Source organism: Rhodothermus profundi (assembly GCF_900142415.1).
Lineage (GTDB): Bacteria > Bacteroidota > Rhodothermia > Rhodothermales > Rhodothermaceae > Rhodothermus > Rhodothermus profundi.
The window spans coordinates 128,271-147,283 of the sequence record NZ_FRAU01000006.1; the positions used below are offsets into that span (position 1 = coordinate 128,271).

The 19,013-nt window shown below is 59.4% G+C and carries 17 protein-coding genes; 8 read left to right on the forward strand and 9 right to left on the reverse strand.

The window, feature by feature from the left end; translation table 11 throughout:
• Positions 1-12 precede the first annotated feature (12 nt).
• Positions 13-537, forward strand: coding sequence for a hypothetical protein (locus tag BUA15_RS09875; RefSeq protein ID WP_245772007.1), 525 nt, complete (start codon positions 13-15; stop codon positions 535-537).
• Positions 538-1,010: 473 nt separating this feature from the next.
• On the opposite strand, the gene BUA15_RS09880 is transcribed toward BUA15_RS09875, so the two are convergent.
• From BUA15_RS09880 to BUA15_RS09900, 5 genes are all read right to left on the reverse strand, one after another.
• Positions 1,011-1,301: a NifU family protein gene (locus BUA15_RS09880; protein ID WP_072715831.1), complete on the reverse strand. Its 291-nt coding sequence runs from the start codon at positions 1,299-1,301 to the stop codon at positions 1,011-1,013.
• Between the two features lie 66 nt (positions 1,302-1,367).
• Complete coding sequence (locus BUA15_RS09885) at positions 1,368-2,471, reverse strand: Mrp/NBP35 family ATP-binding protein (protein ID WP_072715832.1); 1,104 nt, start codon at positions 2,469-2,471, stop codon at positions 1,368-1,370.
• 67 nt (positions 2,472-2,538) lie between these two features.
• A complete protein-coding gene (locus tag BUA15_RS09890; protein WP_072715833.1) occupies positions 2,539-3,462 on the reverse strand; it encodes a Ppx/GppA phosphatase family protein in 924 nt (307 codons plus the stop codon).
• Between the two features lie 4 nt (positions 3,463-3,466).
• The gene (gene prmA / locus BUA15_RS09895) at positions 3,467-4,324 is read right to left on the reverse strand and encodes a 50S ribosomal protein L11 methyltransferase (RefSeq protein WP_072715834.1); all 858 of its coding nucleotides are present in this window, start codon (positions 4,322-4,324) and stop codon (positions 3,467-3,469) included.
• Positions 4,305-6,041, reverse strand: a complete 1,737-nt coding sequence (locus BUA15_RS09900; RefSeq protein WP_072715835.1) for a hypothetical protein — start codon at positions 6,039-6,041, stop codon at positions 4,305-4,307. Before BUA15_RS09900 ends, prmA begins: the two co-directional genes overlap by 20 nt.
• Before the next feature lie 209 nt (positions 6,042-6,250).
• Between BUA15_RS09900 and BUA15_RS09905 the strand changes: the two genes are divergently transcribed.
• The 3 genes from BUA15_RS09905 to BUA15_RS09915 are packed head-to-tail and all read left to right on the forward strand — an operon-like array spanning position 6,251 to position 9,340.
• Positions 6,251-8,497, forward strand: a complete 2,247-nt coding sequence (locus BUA15_RS09905; protein ID WP_072715836.1) for a PP2C family protein-serine/threonine phosphatase — start codon at positions 6,251-6,253, stop codon at positions 8,495-8,497.
• Positions 8,494-8,868: an STAS domain-containing protein gene (locus BUA15_RS09910; protein ID WP_072715837.1), complete on the forward strand. Its 375-nt coding sequence runs from the start codon at positions 8,494-8,496 to the stop codon at positions 8,866-8,868. Before BUA15_RS09905 ends, BUA15_RS09910 begins: the two co-directional genes overlap by 4 nt.
• Positions 8,869-8,884: 16 nt before the next feature.
• Positions 8,885-9,340: an ATP-binding protein gene (locus BUA15_RS09915; protein ID WP_072715838.1), complete on the forward strand. Its 456-nt coding sequence runs from the start codon at positions 8,885-8,887 to the stop codon at positions 9,338-9,340.
• A gap of 2 nt (positions 9,341-9,342) precedes the next feature.
• On the opposite strand, the gene ubiE is transcribed toward BUA15_RS09915, so the two are convergent.
• From ubiE to aat, 4 genes are read right to left on the reverse strand one after another with little or no spacing between them, the layout of a single operon-like run.
• Positions 9,343-10,080, reverse strand: coding sequence for a bifunctional demethylmenaquinone methyltransferase/2-methoxy-6-polyprenyl-1,4-benzoquinol methylase UbiE (gene ubiE, locus BUA15_RS09920; protein ID WP_072715839.1), 738 nt, complete (start codon positions 10,078-10,080; stop codon positions 9,343-9,345).
• Complete coding sequence (pfkA, locus tag BUA15_RS09925) at positions 10,080-11,063, reverse strand: 6-phosphofructokinase (RefSeq protein WP_084660573.1); 984 nt, start codon at positions 11,061-11,063, stop codon at positions 10,080-10,082. The genes ubiE and pfkA overlap by 1 nt, the downstream gene beginning before the upstream one ends.
• A 48-nt stretch (positions 11,064-11,111) precedes the next feature.
• Positions 11,112-11,945 (reverse strand): N-acetylmuramoyl-L-alanine amidase-like domain-containing protein, encoded by an 834-nt coding sequence (locus BUA15_RS09930; protein ID WP_072715840.1) that lies wholly within the window; start codon positions 11,943-11,945, stop codon positions 11,112-11,114.
• Positions 11,942-12,535, reverse strand: a complete 594-nt coding sequence (gene aat, locus BUA15_RS09935) for a leucyl/phenylalanyl-tRNA--protein transferase (RefSeq protein WP_072715841.1) — start codon at positions 12,533-12,535, stop codon at positions 11,942-11,944. The genes BUA15_RS09930 and aat overlap by 4 nt, the downstream gene beginning before the upstream one ends.
• A 155-nt stretch (positions 12,536-12,690) precedes the next feature.
• Between aat and BUA15_RS09940 the strand changes: the two genes are divergently transcribed.
• From BUA15_RS09940 to BUA15_RS09955, 4 genes are all read left to right on the forward strand, one after another.
• Positions 12,691-15,396 (forward strand): Ig-like domain-containing protein, encoded by a 2,706-nt coding sequence (locus tag BUA15_RS09940; protein WP_072715842.1) that lies wholly within the window; start codon positions 12,691-12,693, stop codon positions 15,394-15,396.
• A 156-nt stretch (positions 15,397-15,552) separates the two neighbouring features.
• Positions 15,553-16,686 (forward strand): hemolysin family protein, encoded by a 1,134-nt coding sequence (locus BUA15_RS09945; protein ID WP_072715843.1) that lies wholly within the window; start codon positions 15,553-15,555, stop codon positions 16,684-16,686.
• A 3-nt stretch (positions 16,687-16,689) separates the two neighbouring features.
• Positions 16,690-18,207, forward strand: coding sequence for a UDP-N-acetylmuramate:L-alanyl-gamma-D-glutamyl-meso-diaminopimelate ligase (mpl, locus tag BUA15_RS09950; protein ID WP_072715844.1), 1,518 nt, complete (start codon positions 16,690-16,692; stop codon positions 18,205-18,207).
• A complete protein-coding gene (locus BUA15_RS09955; RefSeq protein WP_072715845.1) occupies positions 18,188-18,997 on the forward strand; it encodes a helical backbone metal receptor in 810 nt (269 codons plus the stop codon). The genes mpl and BUA15_RS09955 overlap by 20 nt, the downstream gene beginning before the upstream one ends.
• The last annotated feature ends 16 nt before the right edge of the window (positions 18,998-19,013 follow it).

Genomic DNA, 19,013 nt, shown 5'->3' on the forward strand with positions numbered 1-19,013 from the left:
GTGCTTCTGAGTATGCTACTAGCAGGCTGTGGGGGCAGCCGGGAACTCATCATGGCTCCCCCCCGTCCGGCCGCTCTGGCCCTGCCTGACACGACTGTCTTTCCTGCCCGCCTGACGCTTACTCTCAGCGCGAATACGCCGCTTCCCCTGCCGTTTCAAACGCTCACGGTAACGATCCATCTGATCGCTCTGCAACGCGCAGATGGCTACCGCCAGCCGCTTGTTTTTGCCCGACGAACGGTAACGTTCACCAGAACGGCCGCGCAGCAATGGACGCTGCTCGAAGCAGCTCCCATTCCGCCGGGCCGCTATGATACGCTATGGGTGCATCTTTCAGAAGTGGCGGTCCGCTTTGGCCCCAATGCCGGAGGCAGCCTCACAGCTCCCACCGATACGCTGGCATTTCCTGTCACCCTGGAACTGCGTCCCGCTCTTTCCTATGCGTACCACCTGCGCTTCGACTGGCAACACTCTTTGCAGGCCAAACCCGAATGTCGCTGGCGCTTCACGCCTCGGCTTTCTCTTGAAATGCATTGAGACTTCAGCCCTGAACTTCGGAACGTGCGCCTTCCCGTGCCCTCTCAATACGAGTAAGCTGTCCAACGGCCCGCAGGCCTTGGGCGGCCCAGTTGCAGCACTCCGAGTTACGCAGATCCCGGCTGAGAACAGCACGCTGCGCATCTGGCGCAGCGTTATCCATACCTGGAAGGGGCGCCCATTTCATCCCTACAGCTCCTCTGCGTCCTGCGCTTCCAGTAGCTCTGCGTTAACGGGCTCGCACCAGCCCGTGTTGTAACCTTGACGTATCAAGGGCAGGTCCTTCCCAGATTGCGCTGCTTCAACATGCTTCCTCAATGTGTCCCAGGCCGCCTTCGGCCTCAAGATCAAATGTTTGGGCCGTCGCCTGACCGAATGCAAATGAGCATGCACTTTTCTGGAGGCATTCCCGTTGTTTCATAAAAAAAGCCCTGATCAAAGCCAGGGCTCTTCTCTTTGCCTCTCCGCAGGGATCAACTTGCAGCTTGCACCGCTTCGACCCGAGTAATTTCGGGAACGGCACGTTTGAGCACCTGCTCAATGCCAGCCCGAAGCGTCATCAAGCTCATCGGACAGGTGCCGCAGGCTCCCAGCAGCTCCAACTCGACGACGTAATCTTCCGTGACGTTCAACAGCCGCACCGATCCCCCATCGGTCATCAGATAGGGCCGAATCATATCCAGCGCTTCCTCAATGCGCCGATGGAGCTCAGGATCATCGGGGGCCAGCGGACCTGAACTGCGGGTCGTTTTCGTATCGGCCATGACGCGCACACTTGCCTCGTTTACTTTGTTAAGCAAAAACCCCTTAGCCGACGAATTGTTGCCGGTTTAGCGGTAGAGGATTTCAATCCGTTGGGTAGGGGGCTGCTCGGCGTTGCGCAGGTTAACCTGCTCCACCACTTGTTCAGCCAGCCGGAAAAACGCCTGCGCTGAAGGGCTTTCTGGCTCGGCCAACACAATTGGTTTTCCGGTATCGCCTCCCTCTCGCACTGCTTCTTCGATAGGGATTTCGCCGAGAAACGGGACGTCCAGTTCCTCGGCCAGCCGACGGGCTCCCCCTCGTCCGAAGAGGTAGTATTTACGATCCGGGAGATCTGGCGGAGAAAAGTACGCCATGTTTTCCACAATGCCCAGGACAGGCACCTGCACGTTGCGAAACATAGCCACCCCTTTGCGGGCATCGGCTAGCGCCACCGGCTGCGGTGTCGAGACGATGAGGGCTCCGGTCAGTGCAATTGACTGGACAATTGTCAGCGGCACGTCGCCCGTTCCCGGCGGGAGATCAAGAATCAGATAGTCCAGCGTTCCCCAATCCGCTTCGCCCAGGAATTGCCGCAGCGCTTTCGCGACCATCGGGCCCCGCCAGATGACCGCCTGCTCAGGGTTAACAATGAATCCCATGGAGAGCAGGCGCACGTTGTGCCGCACCAATGGTACGATTTTGCGCTGCTCATTAACACGCGGCTTTTCCTCTCGCACGCCAAACATGGTAGGCACCGATGGCCCATAAATGTCGGCGTCGAGCAGTCCTACGTCATATCCACGCGCCGCCAGCGCCACGGCCAGATTAACCGCCACTGTACTCTTGCCCACACCGCCTTTCCCTGAAGCCACCGCAACAAAGTTCAGCACTCCTTCGGGCTGCACCGACGGCATGGGGCCGCCTCCCTGCACTTCCAGCCCGATCATTTCGGTGTCGGTCTCAATCTGCACGGCCAGATCTGTACCGAAGGCCTCCTGCAACAATTCTCGACACTGCTCAGGCGCCTGGCGAGCAAATAGGGTATCCGGCCGTTTGAAAACCAACGTGAAGGCTACGCGGCCCTCTTCGACCCGGAGGTTGCGCACCATCTTGAGCCGAACAATATCGCGGCCACGCTCTGGCTCAATGACGCGTGCCAGTACATGCAGCACTTCCTGCGGAGTGGGCATAACGCGTACGTTTCAGCTTGCCTGTAGTTGTGCGGTTGGGACCGTCGCCTGTGCGAATTGTTCCATTTCAGCAACGGGGCAGATGACGTAAGATCAGGCCATGTCGTAATCCGAAGGGGCTCACCCGGCAGAGGCGCCACCTGCCCCACGTCATAATTTCGTGCAATAGCAAAGCGCCCATAGGTAGCACGTCGGCGCGGCCGGCCAGTAGCTCGGGCCAGAGTGCCCGCACGGCTGCTGCGGACATCTTCAGCAGGCGATCGCGCCAGGTAGCTACCGCATCGTACGTCAACGCTACAGATGACTCAACGGGAAAACTACGCGTCTCCAGAGCCGCCAGCGACACGCAGGTACCAGCTACGCCTACCAGCGCATAATGCGTTGCCGCGCGTGGCAATCGCACCGCCGCCAGCGCTTCCCGAATCTGGTGCTGCGCCTGCATAATGGCCTCAGGCGACGGGGGCAGCGAGGCAAACCAACGTTCTGTCAGACGCACCGTACCCAGCGGCAAACTACGCGCAAACCCGACGGTAACCGTACCATCGGGCTGGCGTGCTCCCCCCACCAGCTCGGTTGATCCCCCGCCAATATCCACCACCAGACAGGGTCCATGGGGCATGCCGGGCGCCGCCAGCGCCCCCTGCAGACTCCAGTAGGCCTCTTCCTCTCCACTGATGATCTCCGCTGCCACGCCCAGCACCTCCCGAACGATCCGGACCACTTCCTGCGCATTGCGCGCCTCCCGCGTAGCGCTGGTCGCTGCCACCCAACACGCCTTGACGCCATAGGCCCGCAATCGCTCCCGATAAGCCTCCAGCGTGCGGCGCAACCGCATCAGTGCAGCTGGACCAATCATACCGGTGCGCTCTAGCCCTTCGCCCAGCCGCACGAATTGCTCGGCTTCATAGCAGGGGCGGAGCTGTCCATCAATTACCTCCGCAATAAGGAGCAGGGCAGTATTGGTCCCCAGATCAATTGCTGCCAGACGCACCGCTTCAGACCATTCGTTTCAACATAACCGCCCACCAGGCATTTTCCGTAGCCTCATGGACAGGCGCCAGGTCTTGCGCGGCTGCTGCTTCCAGCATCAGCTCACGTTCTTCGCGAAGCAATCCAGAAAGCACTACGTAGCCCCCGAGGCGCACTTTCTCCCGAAAAGCTGGCAACAGTTCGCAAAGTACGCGCCGGTGAATATTGGCCAGAATTAGATCAAAATTGCGCTCAGGCACCACCTCGATAGAACCGCGCCGGAACTCGACCCGGCCGGCTACGCCATTGCGCGCAAAATTTTCCTGCGCGTTTTCGGCTGCCCAGGGATCAATGTCGAAGGCAATGGCCGAGCCGGCTCCCAGCTTCAGGGCCGCAATGGTCAGGATGCCCGTACCCGTTCCCGCGTCAAGTACCCGGGCGTCTGGATCCACGCATTCAGGTAACATTTGCAATACAAGACGCGTGCTTTCATGGTACCCCGTGCCAAAACTCATCTTTGGATCAATCTCCAGCACGATATGCGCGGCGTAAGCCTCGGGCACGGCATGCCAGCTCGGCTTGATCAGGAACGGCCCAACAGCAATAGGTTGCAGTTGCGATTCCCACCGAGCATTCCAATTTTCTGGTTTGATGGTGCGTACGGCGATTTCGTCGGGCAATCCCTGGCGGCGCAGCAGTTCGCGCACTGCTTCCCGAACGGCTGCCCGCCACTGCGGAGCCGGCATGTAAGCTTTCAGATGATCTGGCTCTTCCCAGAATGCTTCGAAGCCCAGCGCGTCCAGTTGAATAACCAGGGGGTCGTGAAGCTGCTCAGGGACAGGCAGTACCACTTCAATGGTTGGCTCATAGATCGAGACGCTCAATCCGGAGTCCCCAGGCCTGGGGCTCTTCGGGTTCGGGATATTCGAACTGACCATAGGCATGCGAAAAATCGGTCCGAAAGTGCGCCGTGTATGATCCGGGTGGCAGCGTCAGCGTCGTATCCGCCAGCCGATTGCGGGCGTCTCCTCCGGCAGGGCGGGTGTGCTCCCAGGTCATTTCCCAGACGATCTCACCGGTGCCGGCGCGTTCAATCCATCCGTAATCATACCGGCCACTGATCGATAATTCTCCAACTGCCCGAATGCGCAGCCGCGTGGGCCTGGTTAAGGTAAACGCCTGAACGCGATGTTCGTTGTTCCCAACACGGGTTAAGTCGACCAGTACCCGGCCACCTGACTGAGAAGCTTCCGGTATGGGCTCCTGTTCAGCTACTGGAGGGACTGTCGGCATCAGAATGTGCTGTTGTTGCTGGGGACTCAGGACAAACAGCGTGACCCCCCAGCGCCCGGGATGCTCGGGGCGTCCGTTGCGCCAGTCTCCATAGGCGTGCGAGTTATCCGTGCGATAATGCAGCGTGTAGCGACCGGGTGCCAGCCTTAGCGCAGCAATCTCCAGCCGATTGTTGGGATGGCCGCCGGCCGGCACGGAACGGCTTCGAGCCATTTCCCAGACGATTACGCCGGTGCTGTCGGTCAGCCAGGCATAGTCGTAGCGTCGATTCCGCGTGCCCAGCTCTCCCAGCGCGTAGAGTAGCACCGCCGTGGTATCCGTTACTTCAAAGCCAACCGCGCGATTTTCGTTGTTTCCCACAGCGGTCAATTGAAGCACTGGTTGCAGGTCGGTCCAGGGATCCACAAGCGTCACACTTGTATCTTCGGGGTGCAACCGCCAGAGGGTTATGCCCCAGGCAGCGGGATCATACGGTGGGTTGCGTCGCCAGTTGCCAAAGGCATGCGCGGCATCCGTCTGGAACCAGACGCGATACAGCCCGGGGGCCAGACTTAACGTGTCGCGCACCTGGCGATTGCCTATCCAGCCACCAGCGGGCTGGCTCTGCGCATGCGTCATTTCCCAGACACGTTGCCCCTCAGGAAGCCGCTCAATCCATCCGTAGTCGGCCGGATTCGGATCGAACTCTCCCACCGCATAGAGTCGCACTCGTGCAGGTTGCCGAACATGCAGCAGCGCCATGCGGGCGGTAGCCGAAGGCATAGGAGCCGCTGTCCAGAGCAGTGCAGGGCCGTCCGGTGCCTGGAGTTGACCGTCTTCCAGCCAGAGCAAAGCAGCTTCGTCCAGCACCCAGAAGCGTAGCGTCCACTCTTGGCGGCTCCGCGTCCAGGGCGGCCTAGGCGTCAGCCACGTCCAGAAGCCGGTTCGAGGTGGCACATTACCCTGCGTAGTAAAGAAAACCTCATAGCGACCGGGTGCCAACTGAAGCGTATCACGCACCCGGAAACGAAGCGATCTGGTTCCAGGCGGCGGTTGCATCTTCCAGACAACGCGACGATCCGACGCGCGCAGGAGCCATCCATACGCCGCAAGCGCGCCATCTGAGCGGGCCCCGACGCCTTCCAACAGAAGCCGAACCGGACGTTCGATCACCAGTGTTCGATGGTAGAGCATGCCCGGTGCCATGTCGGAAAACACAACAACTTCCCCTGCAGGCAACTCCTGTCGCTGGCAGGCGCGAAGGCCTACCAGCAGCATCAGCAGCATCAGCACCGCAAGCTGCCAGCGTATCAGGGTCGTGCGCGACATGGCAGGGCCTTTACCGGTCTGGGCTCCGGAGTACGCGCGCTAACGCGTAAAAGTTACAGGATGGCATACGCGCTCCGCCATCCTATCCGTTGTATTCTTCAAAACGAAGAAGCGTAACAAACGCCCGCCTTTTTCAGTATGATGCAAGCAGCTACGTACAGGCGGGCCTTCCGCTGGCTTTCCAGAGCTACGGATTTTATCAGGGTTGCATGGTACGCAATGTAATGTTTCCCTCACTGCAGCAGACGGAAATGCTGCTTCAGCAACGGCGCACCCGCCTGTCGCTGCTGCTGCCCTTCTTTGGCACCGGTTACATTCTGTCGGTCATCTTCCATTTGCTGATATGGAAATCGGGGACGCCTCCGTCAACGTGGGTACGGCTCCTTTACTATGACGGACTCATTTTGCTCACCTATGGCGCCCTCTGGCTGCTGCTCTGGGGCGAGACGCATCAGCGCGGTGCAGCACCCACCCGCATCTTCTGGAGCCTGGCTGTTGCCTCCCTGCTCTTTCTGGGAGTCGGTTATCTGGTATTGCGCATCGGTCGCCCTTCTGACGATTTAGCGCTGCCTGCTCAGGTAACAGGGTTTGCCTATGAGACAGGCGTGCCGCTCACATGGGCGGTTGTTGTGCAAATGAACGTGCTGGCGCTGTTTGAGGCACTGCTGGCTTTCTGGTTGCTGTTGCAACTGCGGGGTCTGGTGCTGTTTAAACGCACGCGGCAGAGCGAGCGAAGCTGGCGCTGGATGCTGGGGAGCATGGCTTTCTCTGCCCTGCTCGTTGACCTGCTTCAGCCCGGAGAATTTGTGCTGGCTTTACTGCTCAGCCTGCCGGTCGGGCTTATGCTCCGCAATGCTTTTCGCGTTTCCTGGATTCTGTATCTCACGTTCCGGCAGAAACTGGTGAACCTGGGGCTGACGGTACTGGCCACGCTTGTCCTTTCGGGCACGCTGGCCTTCACCAGCGGACCGGCTCATGAGTACGTCTGGCACTACAGTCCTGCGCTGAGTAGCTTTGTGAATTTAAGTCTGGCCTTCGGCATTCTTTATCTGGTCACTTCTTTTCTGTCGCTGCTCTTTCACCTGCCGACAACGAGCGACTTTCAGCGCAAGGTAGATGAGCTGGCAGCGCTGCATGCCCTGATGCAATTGGTCAGCCAGGTGTTCGACGTAACCCGGCTTACCGAAACCATTGTTCGGCTTCCCGTCGATGCCGGCGTAGCCCGAGCCGCCTGGCTTGCGCTGCCTGACTTTCAGAAGACGTTTCGGCCGCGAATTGTAGCGGCTTATAACCTGCCCGACGGCCAGTCACCCGAGACGCTTGTAGATGTCGAGGCGCTCTACCAGGAAGTAGCCATGCGCCGGCAGTTTCTACTGCTGGAGCAGGCGCTGACCGATCATCGAGTGCGCGCTCAACCGCAGCATGGCATCGGTAGCCTGCTGGCGGTTCCGCTGATTGCGCGCAACGAGTTGCTGGGCGTCCTGTTTGTCACGCGTGAGGTAGCCTACGGTTTTGAACAGGATGACGTAGAAGCCATTACAGTGTTTGCCGCGCAGGCAGCGCTTGCCCTTGACAATGCCCGGCTGCTGAATGAACGCCTGGAAAAAGAACGCCTGGCGCGCGAATTGGCCATCGCCCGCGACGTGCAGCGTCGTCTTCTGCCCCAGCGGTTGCCTCGTCTCCCCGGGTTGCAGATCGTGGCCGCCAGCATCTCCGCCCAGGAAGTTGGCGGTGATTACTACGATTTGCTGCCCATCGACACCCACCGGCTGGCCTTCATCGTGGCTGATGTTGCCGGCAAAGGAACCTCTGCGGCTTTTTACATGGCCGAACTGCAGGGCATCTTCCGGGCGCTGAGTCCGCTCAACCCCGATCCCGCCGCTTTTCTCGTGCAGGCCAACCAGGCACTTTTTGGAACGCTGGAACGCAAAGCCTTTATCTCGGCCGTCTATGGTATTTTTGACGTCCAGCACGGCACGCTTTCGCTGGCCCGCGCGGGGCATCTGCCGCCTATTTTGCTGCGTCCGCACGAACCGCCGCGCCTGCTGCGGCTTCAGGGGTTGGGATTGGGGCTAGATCGGGGCGAACTTTTTCGCCGAACGCTGGAGACGTGCACGCTGTCGCTGCAAGCAGGCGACCGCCTGCTGCTGTACACAGATGGACTGATTGAAAGCCGCAACGACCGCGGCGAATCCTTTGGCTATACCCGCCTCCTTCAATCCCTTGAAACGCATGCGCTGACGCCTATCGACCAATTGCATCGCCATCTGCTTGACACGTTGCAGCAGTTTACCGGCCGCCCCACCTACGACGATGACCTGACCCTTGTTATCTTCCAGTGGCAAGAGGTGCCGGCAGCCCAGAACAGACGGGATCGCCAGGCTCCTCAGCCCCAACCCGCTAGCCTACCCATGCGTTCTTCCCAACCTTCGCAGCATTCGCAACAAACGCCATGAGCAACTTTTCCGTAGGATTCCGACAGCACAATAGCGTACAGATTCTGGATCTACAGGGTGAACTTGACGCACATACCGCCCCCGAGCTGGAGGCAGCTTTGCAGCAGTGCCTCCAAAAAGGCCACTACCAGATTCTGGTGAATGGCCGCCACCTGGATTACATCTCCAGTGCTGGACTGGGTGTGTTCATGGCTTATATCGAGGAAATCCGAGAAAAGGGAGGCGATCTGAAAATTGCCGAGCTTAAACCCAGCGTGTACAACGTGTTCGATTTACTGGGTTTTCCGCTGCTTTTCGATATTGTGCCGTCCGAAGAGGAAGCGCTGGCGCGCTTTGCTCGTGGAGAACGTCCGACGCTGCCCTCCTCATAAGCGACTGGAGCAAGCCGTGAGCCGCGCCCTTTACACCCTACGTATTCCCAGTGCAACGCGCTATCTGCAAACGGTTCGGCGCTTTGTGGAGCGGCACGCCCGTGCGGCCGGCCTCTCAGAAGAGGCGATTGAGCAGCTGAAACTAGCGGTGGACGAAGCCTGCACCAATATCATCAAACATGCCTACAAAGGGCGTCCGGATCGCCCTATTGATATAGCTGTTCTGATTGAACCCGACCGTTTCATTGTACGCATTCGCGATCAGGGCGAGGCGTTCGATCCTGCCCATTACCGGGCCCCGGACTTACCTACCCTCATTCGGCAACGCCAGGGAGGAGGACTGGGCGTACGCCTGATCCGTCAGCTGATGGATGAGGTAACCTACCAAAGCCGGGGGGCATATAACGAAGTGCGTCTCATCAAATACCTGGCGTCTTCCGGCACAGCCCTTCCGCCTTCTGCGAGCGCCTGAGCTTATCGCCGTCCTCGGTAAAGCGAGGCAATGCCGAAGGTCAGCGGTTTCCACAGCAGCTCCTGAAAGCCGACGCTTGCCATGCGTTGCAGGAAATCGGGCCCATCCGGAAATGCCTCAACGGACGCCGGCAAATAGCGGTATGCTCCCTCATCACGCGACAACCAGGCGCCGATGCGCGGCAGCACATGGTGCGCATACCACCGGTAGAGCGTCCGAATAATGGGCGTGCGCGGATGGCTGAATTCGAGTACTACCAGCACACCTCCTGGTCGGAGCACCCGGTAGCTTTCGCGAAGTCCGCGCTCTAAGTTTTCAAAGTTACGCACGCCAAAGGCTACCAGCACCGCATCGAACTGAGCATCGGAGAAGGGAAGCTTTTCGGCATCGCCTTTGCGCAGGATTACGCGATCGTTCAGCCCCAGCCGCGCTATTTTTTCCTGCCCGATCTGCAACATTGTTTCGGCAATGTCCACGCCGACCACGCGCTCAACAGGCAGGCGTCGCGCTACCTCAATGGCCAGATCTGCCGTGCCGGTGGCTACATCCAGCACACGTCGCGGCTGCTCCGGTGCAATCAAATCGACCGCTTGCCGGCGCCAGCGCTGATCAATACCTGCGCTCAAAATGCGGTTGAGCAAGTCATAGCGCGGCGCGATGGCGTCAAACATGGCCGCCACCTGCCGCTTTTTGCCCGCCGCCTCTCCAACAGGCGGATAGTGCTTACGACGACGCGGCATCAGCCCAGCAACTGGGTCAGTTTGAGCAGCTCGTAGTCAATCGTCTTTTTGCGGCTGTAGACGTGCTTGAGCGGCGTCAGCTTAATCTCTCCGTTAACCACGCCCACCATCACGTTCGCATGGCCCTGCAACAACGCTTCAACGGCCGCAGCGCCCAGACGACTGGCCAGCACCCGATCGCGTGCGGTAGGCGATCCGCCACGCTGCGTATGTCCCAGAATACATACCCGCAGATCAATGCGCGCGAATGCCGGATCCTGCCGGAGATCCTGAGCAATCTGGGTTGCCCCGCCGTGCTCGTCCCCTTCAGCTACCACCACGATGGACGAACGTGACTGGGCCGACATAAGCGAAAGAATGCGCTCTTTGATTTCCTCAATGTCCGTGAACGTTTCCGGGATCAGAACCATCTCGGCGCCACTGCCAATCCCACAGTTGAGCGCAATAAAACCAGCATCCCGCCCCATCACCTCAACCAGAAACAGCCGGTCGTGCGCGTCGGCCGTATCCCGAATACGGTCGATGTTCTGAATCGCCGTATTCATAGCAGTATCAAAGCCAATGGTCTCGTCCGTACCAAACAGATCATTGTCGATCGTGCCCGGGCACCCGACAATTGGGATGCGATGCTCCTCATAGAAGACCGCTGCCCCCCGAAACGTCCCGTCTCCTCCGATGGCCACCAGGGCATCAATACCCGCCTGGCGAAGCTGCTCTGCCGCTTTTGCACGCCCTTCGGGCGTCATAAACTCCTTGGAGCGAGCACTTTTCAGGATAGTCCCCCCGAGCTGCAAGATGTTCGACACCGAACGTCCGTCCATCTCCACAAAGTCGCCCTCAATCATGCCTGCATAGCCCCGCCGAATGCCAAAAACCTCCAGATCATGGGCAAGGGCTGTACGCACCACGGCCCGAATGCAAGCGTTCATGCCGGGGGCGTCCCCGCCACTGGTAAAGACGCCGATGCGTCGAATCTCTTCCATATGTCTACCGTTTCGTTTGGCCTCGTGGGGCAACCCGCAGCGCCTGCCTTACCGGCGACGCGGATCAAGTGGACGCGCCACGACAATGCCCACCTGGGCAGGGTTGTTCTGGGCATATATTTGAAGATCCGGCGAAACCCTGACCCCGCCCTGCGGCGATGCATGCAGCAACCCGCGCCGTCCATCAGCGCCTACGTAAACCAGCCCGACATGCACGACGTCCAGCGTCGGCTCACGGGCCACAAACGCGACGATGTCGCCCGGCTGCAAGTGCTGGGCAATGCGCCGTATTTGATGGCGGGGTATGACAAAGCGTTCCCGGATGCTCAGGGCTATCTCGACGTCTCGAATGCACTGCCAGGTGCTGTCGTCTGCCAGGCGCGGATAGAGGGTCCGATGGGTACTCATAAAGGTAATGCGCCGGCGCATCGGGCGGCCGCCCAGCGCCTGGGTGATGTCGCGCACCCAGCCGCGCCGCGCATTGTCGTCAATCCAGTCGGTAAAATAGTGAAGCCGACTGCAATAGCCACGCCGCTGGCCATCTCGATAACGCAACCGTTCCACGCGCCGCTGGAAGCCTTCCCATGTCGTGTCGCCCATCACGACACCCTGGGCCAGCGCCAGCACGCTTTCCACAAACAATACGCAATCAAATCGATCCAGAGGCGTCTGCAGCGACTCGCTCGGCGTCTCATCCAGCAAACCGGTAACGTAGGGCGTTCCCTGGAGCTGAAGCCCCAGTGTCTGCATCACCTCACCCAGCGGTCGGTTCGCTAACTGCTTCTGGCGAGCCACCTGCATCAGTTCAAGAAAACGGGCCTGCCCGACCGAATCTGGTCCGGCCACCAGCAACCCCCCGATCAGTATCGCCATCCAATTCATGATGACAAGTTACGAACATCGGGCGCCCAGTGCACGGGCAACGCAATGGCCGCAGCCAACAACTGTTCAAAAACCGTGCGGGGAATTTCCTCCGCTCCAAATTGCTGAAAATGGGGCGTCAACATCTGAATGTCCAGCAGACGAAAGCCCTGCCGGCGCAAGTGCGCTACCAGATGGACCAGGGCCACTTTAGAGGCTTCTGAGACGCGGTGAAACATAGACTCTCCAAAAAATGCCCCGCCGATACTTACGCCAAACAGCCCCCCAACAAGCTGCCCCGCCTGCCAGCATTCAACGCTATGGGCATGCCCCCTCCGGTAAAGCGCCCGGTACATCTCCTGCAGTTCCGGAACAATCCAAGTAGCTGGACGCGCTGCGCAGGCACGCACCACCTCGTCAAAAGCCTGATCGAATGTTACCGCAAAGACCCCGCGCCGCACCAAGCGGGCCAGATTTCGCGGCACGTGAAACCGCTCCAGAGGCAAAATGGCCCGGGGATCTGGCGCATACCAGTGCACCTGACCGGTCACAGGATCCGGCATCGGAAAATAGCCTCGCTGGTACATTTCTAGAGCAGATCTTTCATCCATCGGATATACTGCGATTGTTCAGGCAGGAAACTTTTTATTTCTTTGTTACAACGACAAATTTCTATTTTTAAACCTTATACTTTTTCTTAAAGTAGTATCTCCGTATATTGAGCCCCGAAATTAAAGCGCAACGGAGCAACCGAATGAGGCGCGTCATGAAACGGATAGGATTTCTGTTGGGACTCTGGTGGGTTTCGCTCGTCCAGGCCCAGGATCTCCAGGTGGTCTCGGTATCGCCCGCTCATGGATCTGCAGGAGTTGCTCTTAACACGCCCGTCACTATCACGTTCAATAAGGCGATCACGCTGGACAGCCTGGCGATTTTGCCGCTGGACACCACCCTCCAGGCACAACTGACTGACCCTTCACGCATCTCGCTCAGCGTCGATGGTAAAACGCTTACGTTGAACGTCACCCACGAAGCGAATCGCGACTATACGTGGGTCGTACATTATGCTAAAGCAACCGACGGAAGCCGGCTGGCTAAACGCGTAACGTTTTACTACACGACTGCCTCCAGCGCAGGCCCTCATACTATCAGCGGACAAATCGTAGAAAGTGGCACCGCCAGCCAGGCTGCTCCGCTTCGTCTCCCTGCTTTGCGGGCCGTACCTGTCGCAGCAACGTCTGCGCCGCCTCATGCAAGGGCATCGGTATCTGCTGCGGTTGAAGGTACAGCGCTTCCTGCGTTGCCCACGTCCCTACCGCCTACCACGCAGGCCAACCATCTGGGCAATTGGTATGTGGCGCTGTTTTCTACCCCGACTCCGGAGGACGAGATGCCCGTTCGGCTGGCCGTTACCAATCCGGACGGCAGCTTTTCTATTGATTATGTGCGGCCGGGCACGTACTATCTGTGGGCCTATCTGTTTGGTCCGGACGCCCGCTTTGAAATTCCCAGAGGTTTTGGAACCTATGATGCCAATGGCGATGGTGCCGCCGATGCGCTGAACGTCACAGGCAACCTGTCTAACCTGACGGTTCCCGTAGTATTTCTCGGGGCTACGCGCGTCAGCCAGGCCGCTTCTGTAGCCCAGGCAGTTTTTCCCCAGGCTGCCTCGGATGCGCAGATTGTGTTTATCGTAGGCAATCCGGATAACAATGGTCGGTCGCTTTTCTGGTATTTTGTGGCCTATTCCGCCCAGCAGCAAAAGGCCTACAGCCTGACGGTTACGTCCAACATTCCGCTTGGCTCTCCGCAGGAGCTCCGTTCGCCTGCGCCCTATGACCAGATGAGTCCGATCAATCTTCAGTCCATGAAGGATTCCGATGTGATTCTGAATGCATTTCTGACGCGTTTTCCGATTACTGGTGATCCCGATTACCGCCAGATGATGGCCGGCCAGTTGTATCCCTTCCTGGTCGCTAACGATATGATCCATCCCGATTTCTTCCCCCTATCCAGCACCACGGTCTTCTGGCTGATTCTGGAGGGCCGTCGGCTGCCATCGCCCCTGCAGGGCACCGCGGACTACAGTGGCGCCTATGATCTATCCACAGGCACCGAACTGCTAACCACGCAGCCACTCACCGCTTTTCGAGCGCTCCAGATTGCCTCCACATGGCTGGCTCCCTCCAAGCAGACGCAGCAAGCCGACGGCGTGGTGAGCTTCTCGAGCAGCTTCTTCAACCCGTACGATGGTACGGCGAGCACCTGGACCATCAATGCGTTTGCCGGCGGCCTGGCCCTCCAGCTAACGCTTACCGACAGCCTGCTTTTGCGCGTTGACACGCTCAACCAGCAGGACTGGGCTACGATGCCCAAGATTCCGTTCCCACAGATTGTTGATTCAGATCAAGCCGCCGATACAGCCCGAGCCAACAACGCGGCTACTTTTCTCAGCAGCCGCCGCGGTCCTGTCTTTGCCAGCATGGAAGGAGGCTTTCTGGGTCCCGTGTACAATCTGAACGTGGACCCGAGCACTCCGCTATATGGTCTGTTTCTTTTCGAAGCCGGGGCGCAGGCCGCCAAGCGTACGCCGTTGCAGCCTGCCCAGGCTACGGCCCGTTATTTCGTCCACATGCAAACCGGCGCTTTTATTGGCAGCTCGGTGCAACTGCCCCATACAGCTCGGGCCCGGTTACAGGCTGTTCAGGATTCAGCCAAGGCCCGTTCCCAGCAGGCTGAACTAAAGCGCATCTGGAGCCAGTCGGTAGGTCCGCTGGGCGTTGCGCTCGACTGGAAGTACGACTATTACGTGCCAGGAGACAGCGCCCAGCTAGAAGTTACGGCCACCCCGGGCCAGATTACCGTGGCGCGCCATCAGCCGCCTGAGATTGCTCTTGCTGGATGGCCTACGCTACCTGAACCTTTCATTGACTCAGACCGGGCCATGAGCACGGCCATGGCGAACGGTGGCAGCCAGTTCATGGCCGCCCATCCCCAGGCAATGATTTTCATGGAAGGCCGGGCCATGCCCGATCGCTATCCGCACTTGAGCGACCGGTACATCTGGGAGGTCCGCTTTCTGGCGCCAGCCGCGCAAGGAAAAGCACCGGGGCTGACAGCGCAACAAGACTCCCTTATCGTCCTCATCGACATGCAAACGGGAGAGGTATTGCCGCTGACGGTCAGCAACGAGCCGCTGCCAGACATCGCAGTGCTGCGCCTGGACGGGGTCTATCCCAACCCGGCTTCCCGCCAGGTCTTTGTGGTGCTGCAGGTGCCGCAGCCGGAACGCCTGCGCCTGACGGTTTATAACCTGCTCGGTCAGGAAGTGGCGCGTCTGCTGGACGGACCAGTGCCCGCCGGCACGCATCGCATTCGCTGGTCGGTTACCCATCTGCCGGCAGGCCTGTACCTCCTGCGGCTGGAAGGCAGCCAGCGCACGGACACGCGCTCTCTGGTTATTACCCATTAACCTGCATCCCTTGCTTCAACCGCTGCAAGCGGCCTGGAAGTCATGCTATTCCGGGCCGCTTGCTTTTTTACTGAAACCCGGTAACCGGCCGGTGCATTCACTTCTGTCCGGGATCACGGTATTAGAGCCGGATTGGGGTTCAATTTTACCCTTTCCATGGGACTTCTGATTTTTTACCTGGCGCTGGCTCTGGGCGTCTCGTTTCTGTGCTCCATTATGGAGGCCGTTCTACTTAGCGTGACGCCCTCCTATGTGGCGGCCCACCGGCATACCACAACCGGCCGCCTTCTTCAACGGCTCAAGCAAGACATCGACCGTCCGCTGGCAGCCATCCTGAGCTTGAACACCATCGCCCACACAGCCGGTGTTGCCGGCGTAGGCGCCCAGGCTATCAAGGTGTTTGGCGACGCTTACTTAGGCCTGATTTCAGGGGGGCTGACGCTCATGATCCTGATCTTTTCGGAGATCATCCCTAAAACCGTCGGTGCTCTTTACTGGCGGACTCTGGCCCCACCAGTCGCTCCCCTTCTGATCGGGTTGATCTGGTTGCTGTATCCTTTCGTCTTGCTTTCAGAAGCGATTACCCGCCTGCTGGCCCGCGAGCGCAAGACGCCGTCCGTCAGCCGCGAAGAGCTGGCGGCGCTGGCCGAGCTGGGACGCCAACAGGGCGTGTTTGAACAGGAGGAGCTACGTATCCTGAAAAATCTGTTGCGTTTTCACGCATTGCGGGCCAAAGACATCATGACCCCTCGCACGGTTATTTTTGCCCTTCCAGAAGACCTGACCATTCATGACGTGCTGCGCCGCCATCCAGAGCTTCGCTTTTCACGCATTCCTATCTACCAGAAAACGCGAGATCACATCACGGGTTACGTGTTAAAAGATGAGATTCTGCTGTATGCGGCTCGCGGTAAAGGAGAGTTGCCCCTGCATCGCCTGCGCCGTGAGATCCTGGTTGTGCCAGAGAACCTGCCGCTGCCTGAGTTGTTCGAGCGCATGCTGAACCGTCTGGAACACATAGCCCTCGTAATCGACGAATACGGCGGCACGGCAGGCATCGTAACGCTGGAAGACGTGGTCGAAACGTTACTGGGCCTTGAAATTGTAGACGAGGTGGACTCAACGCGCGACATGCAGGAGTTGGCGCGCCAGCAATGGCAGCGCCGGGCCGCCCGGCTGGGTCTGCTGCCCGAATCGGGGGCCGACGCATCGTCTGACGCAATGGCTCATGAGCGCGAAGCGGCCGTGCGCCTGGGACTGACGGGTGGTCCTCCCCATCCGAATCGCTAACCTATGAAACGGCTGGAAGATTATCCCGACGCGCATCTGCGCCGGTTTGAGCGGCCTCCTTTGCCGCCTCCTACTTCCGTGCGCACCGTGTACTTGATTGGCATCTGCGGCACGGGTATGGGGACGCTGGCCCTGTTGCTTCGGGAAGCAGGATACCAGGTTAGCGGCAGCGATGCGGCTGCTTACCCGCCCATGAGCACGCTCTTGCACCGCCACGGCATTTCGTTTTATACCGGCTTTGATCCGGCTCACTTAGAGCCGCCGCCCGATCTGGTCGTGGTAGGCAATGCCTGCACGCCAACGCATCCCGAAGCAGCGGCTGCGCGCGAGCGTCGGCTGCCGCAATGCGCTATGCCTGAAGCCCTGTCCCACTTCTTTCTCCAGAACCGACAGCCGGTCGTTGTAGCCGGCACGCATGGCAAAACGACCACAGCAGGCCTGCTGGCGCACGTGCTCAGCCAGGCCGGGATGGATCCGGGCTACTTCATCGGCGGCGTGATGATTGGTTCCGAAACGAGCGGCCGTATTGGCTCAGGCCCCTGGTTCGTAGTTGAAGGCGATGAGTATGACAGCGCTTATTTTGACAAACGTCCGAAATTTCTGCACTATCGCCCTCGCGCGGTTCTGCTCACCTCCATCGAGTTTGACCACGCCGACCTGTACGACGATCTCGACGATTACCGCGAGGCTTTTGAACAACTGGTCGCCCTCTTACCGTTCGACGGATTGCTGATAGCGCACAGCGACGATCCAACCGTCCGCCAGGTTACCCGCACCGCCTACAGTCGCGTCCGGACATATGGTCTGCACACGCGCTGCAACGTAACCGTAGGCCAGGTATATCCCACTCCTGAAGGCCAGCATTTTACGCTGGTTGTCGATGGCCAAGAGCTGGGCCGCTTCTTTTTGCCCTTAAGCGGTCGCCACAACCTGCGTAATGCGCTGGCTGTATGCGCTTTTGGATTGCAGATAGGTCTGACGCCAGAGCAGCTACGCAAGGGCCTCGCCAGCTTTCCGGGCATGAAGCGCCGCCTGGAGGTCCGAGGAGAAGCGGGTGGCGTGCTCGTAGTCGATGATTTTGCCCATCACCCAACGGCCGTGCGGGAGACGCTGCGCGCTGCGCGCCAGCGTTGGCCTGATCGCCGCCTGGTCGCCATCTTTGAACCGCGCTCTAACTCAAGCCGACGCCGACGCTTTGAGCAAGCGTATATGGAAGCGTTTGACGATGCCGACGAGGTATGGCTCAGCACGCCACCGTTTCGGCACAACGATCACCCAGAAGATTTCTTCAGCCCGGAAGCTGTTGCGGCCGGCATTCGGAGCCGGGGCATTCCGGCTCACATAGCAGAAGGGGCCCACGTATTGTTGCCTTTATTGCTGGAAGCGCTTCGTCCCGGCGACGTCGCGCTGATCATGAGCAACGGGCCCTTCGGCAATCTGCACGAACGCCTGCTGCAGGCGCTCACCCAACAAACCACCTCGGAAGCATCCCGGCGTGCCCATGACCCGCTTTCCGCGTAAACTGACCGACGCCCGCGGCCGCACCATTCACCTTACGACGCCTCCCCAACGCATCGTTTCGCTTGTGCCCAGCATAACGGAACTGCTGGCAGCCCTTGGCCTCGACCATGCCGTCGTAGGCCTGACCCGCTTCTGCGTCCGCCCTCCCGACTGGAAACGCCGCAAAACCATCGTCGGTGGCACCAAACAGATTAACCTGGAGCGGCTACTGAGCCTGCAGCCTGATCTGGTCCTTGCCAACCTGGAAGAGAACACGCGTGCTATCGTCGAGATGCTGGACCCGCACGTACCGGTCTTTGTCACCTACGTGCGTACCCTGGACGAAGCCCTGCACATGATCCGACAGGTTGGTTCCCTGACAGACACCGAAGCAACCGCCGAAACCCTGGCCGCCACGATTGCCCAGCGCTTTGCCACCCTGCCTGCCTATCCGTCTCTGCGGACCCTGTACTTGATCTGGCGTGATCCCTGGATGAGCATTGGTGGGGATACCTTCATCCACGACATGCTTCGCCGTGGGGGCTTTGCCAACGTGTGTGCCCACCAGACGCGCTACCCGACGCTCACGCCCGAAGCAATTCGCACTTTGCACCCCGAAGTCGTCCTGCTCAGCAGCGAGCCTTATCCCTTCAGAGAAGCCCACCTTGAAGAACTGCGTCCGCTGTGCCCCCACGCCACATTTCTACTGGTTGATGGCCAGCCCTTTTCCTGGTATGGAGCACGTCTGCTGGAAACGCCCGCCTATCTGCAGCAGCTACGAAGGCAACTGCTGTCCCTCTTGCCATCTTGAATAAGAATGGCTATCC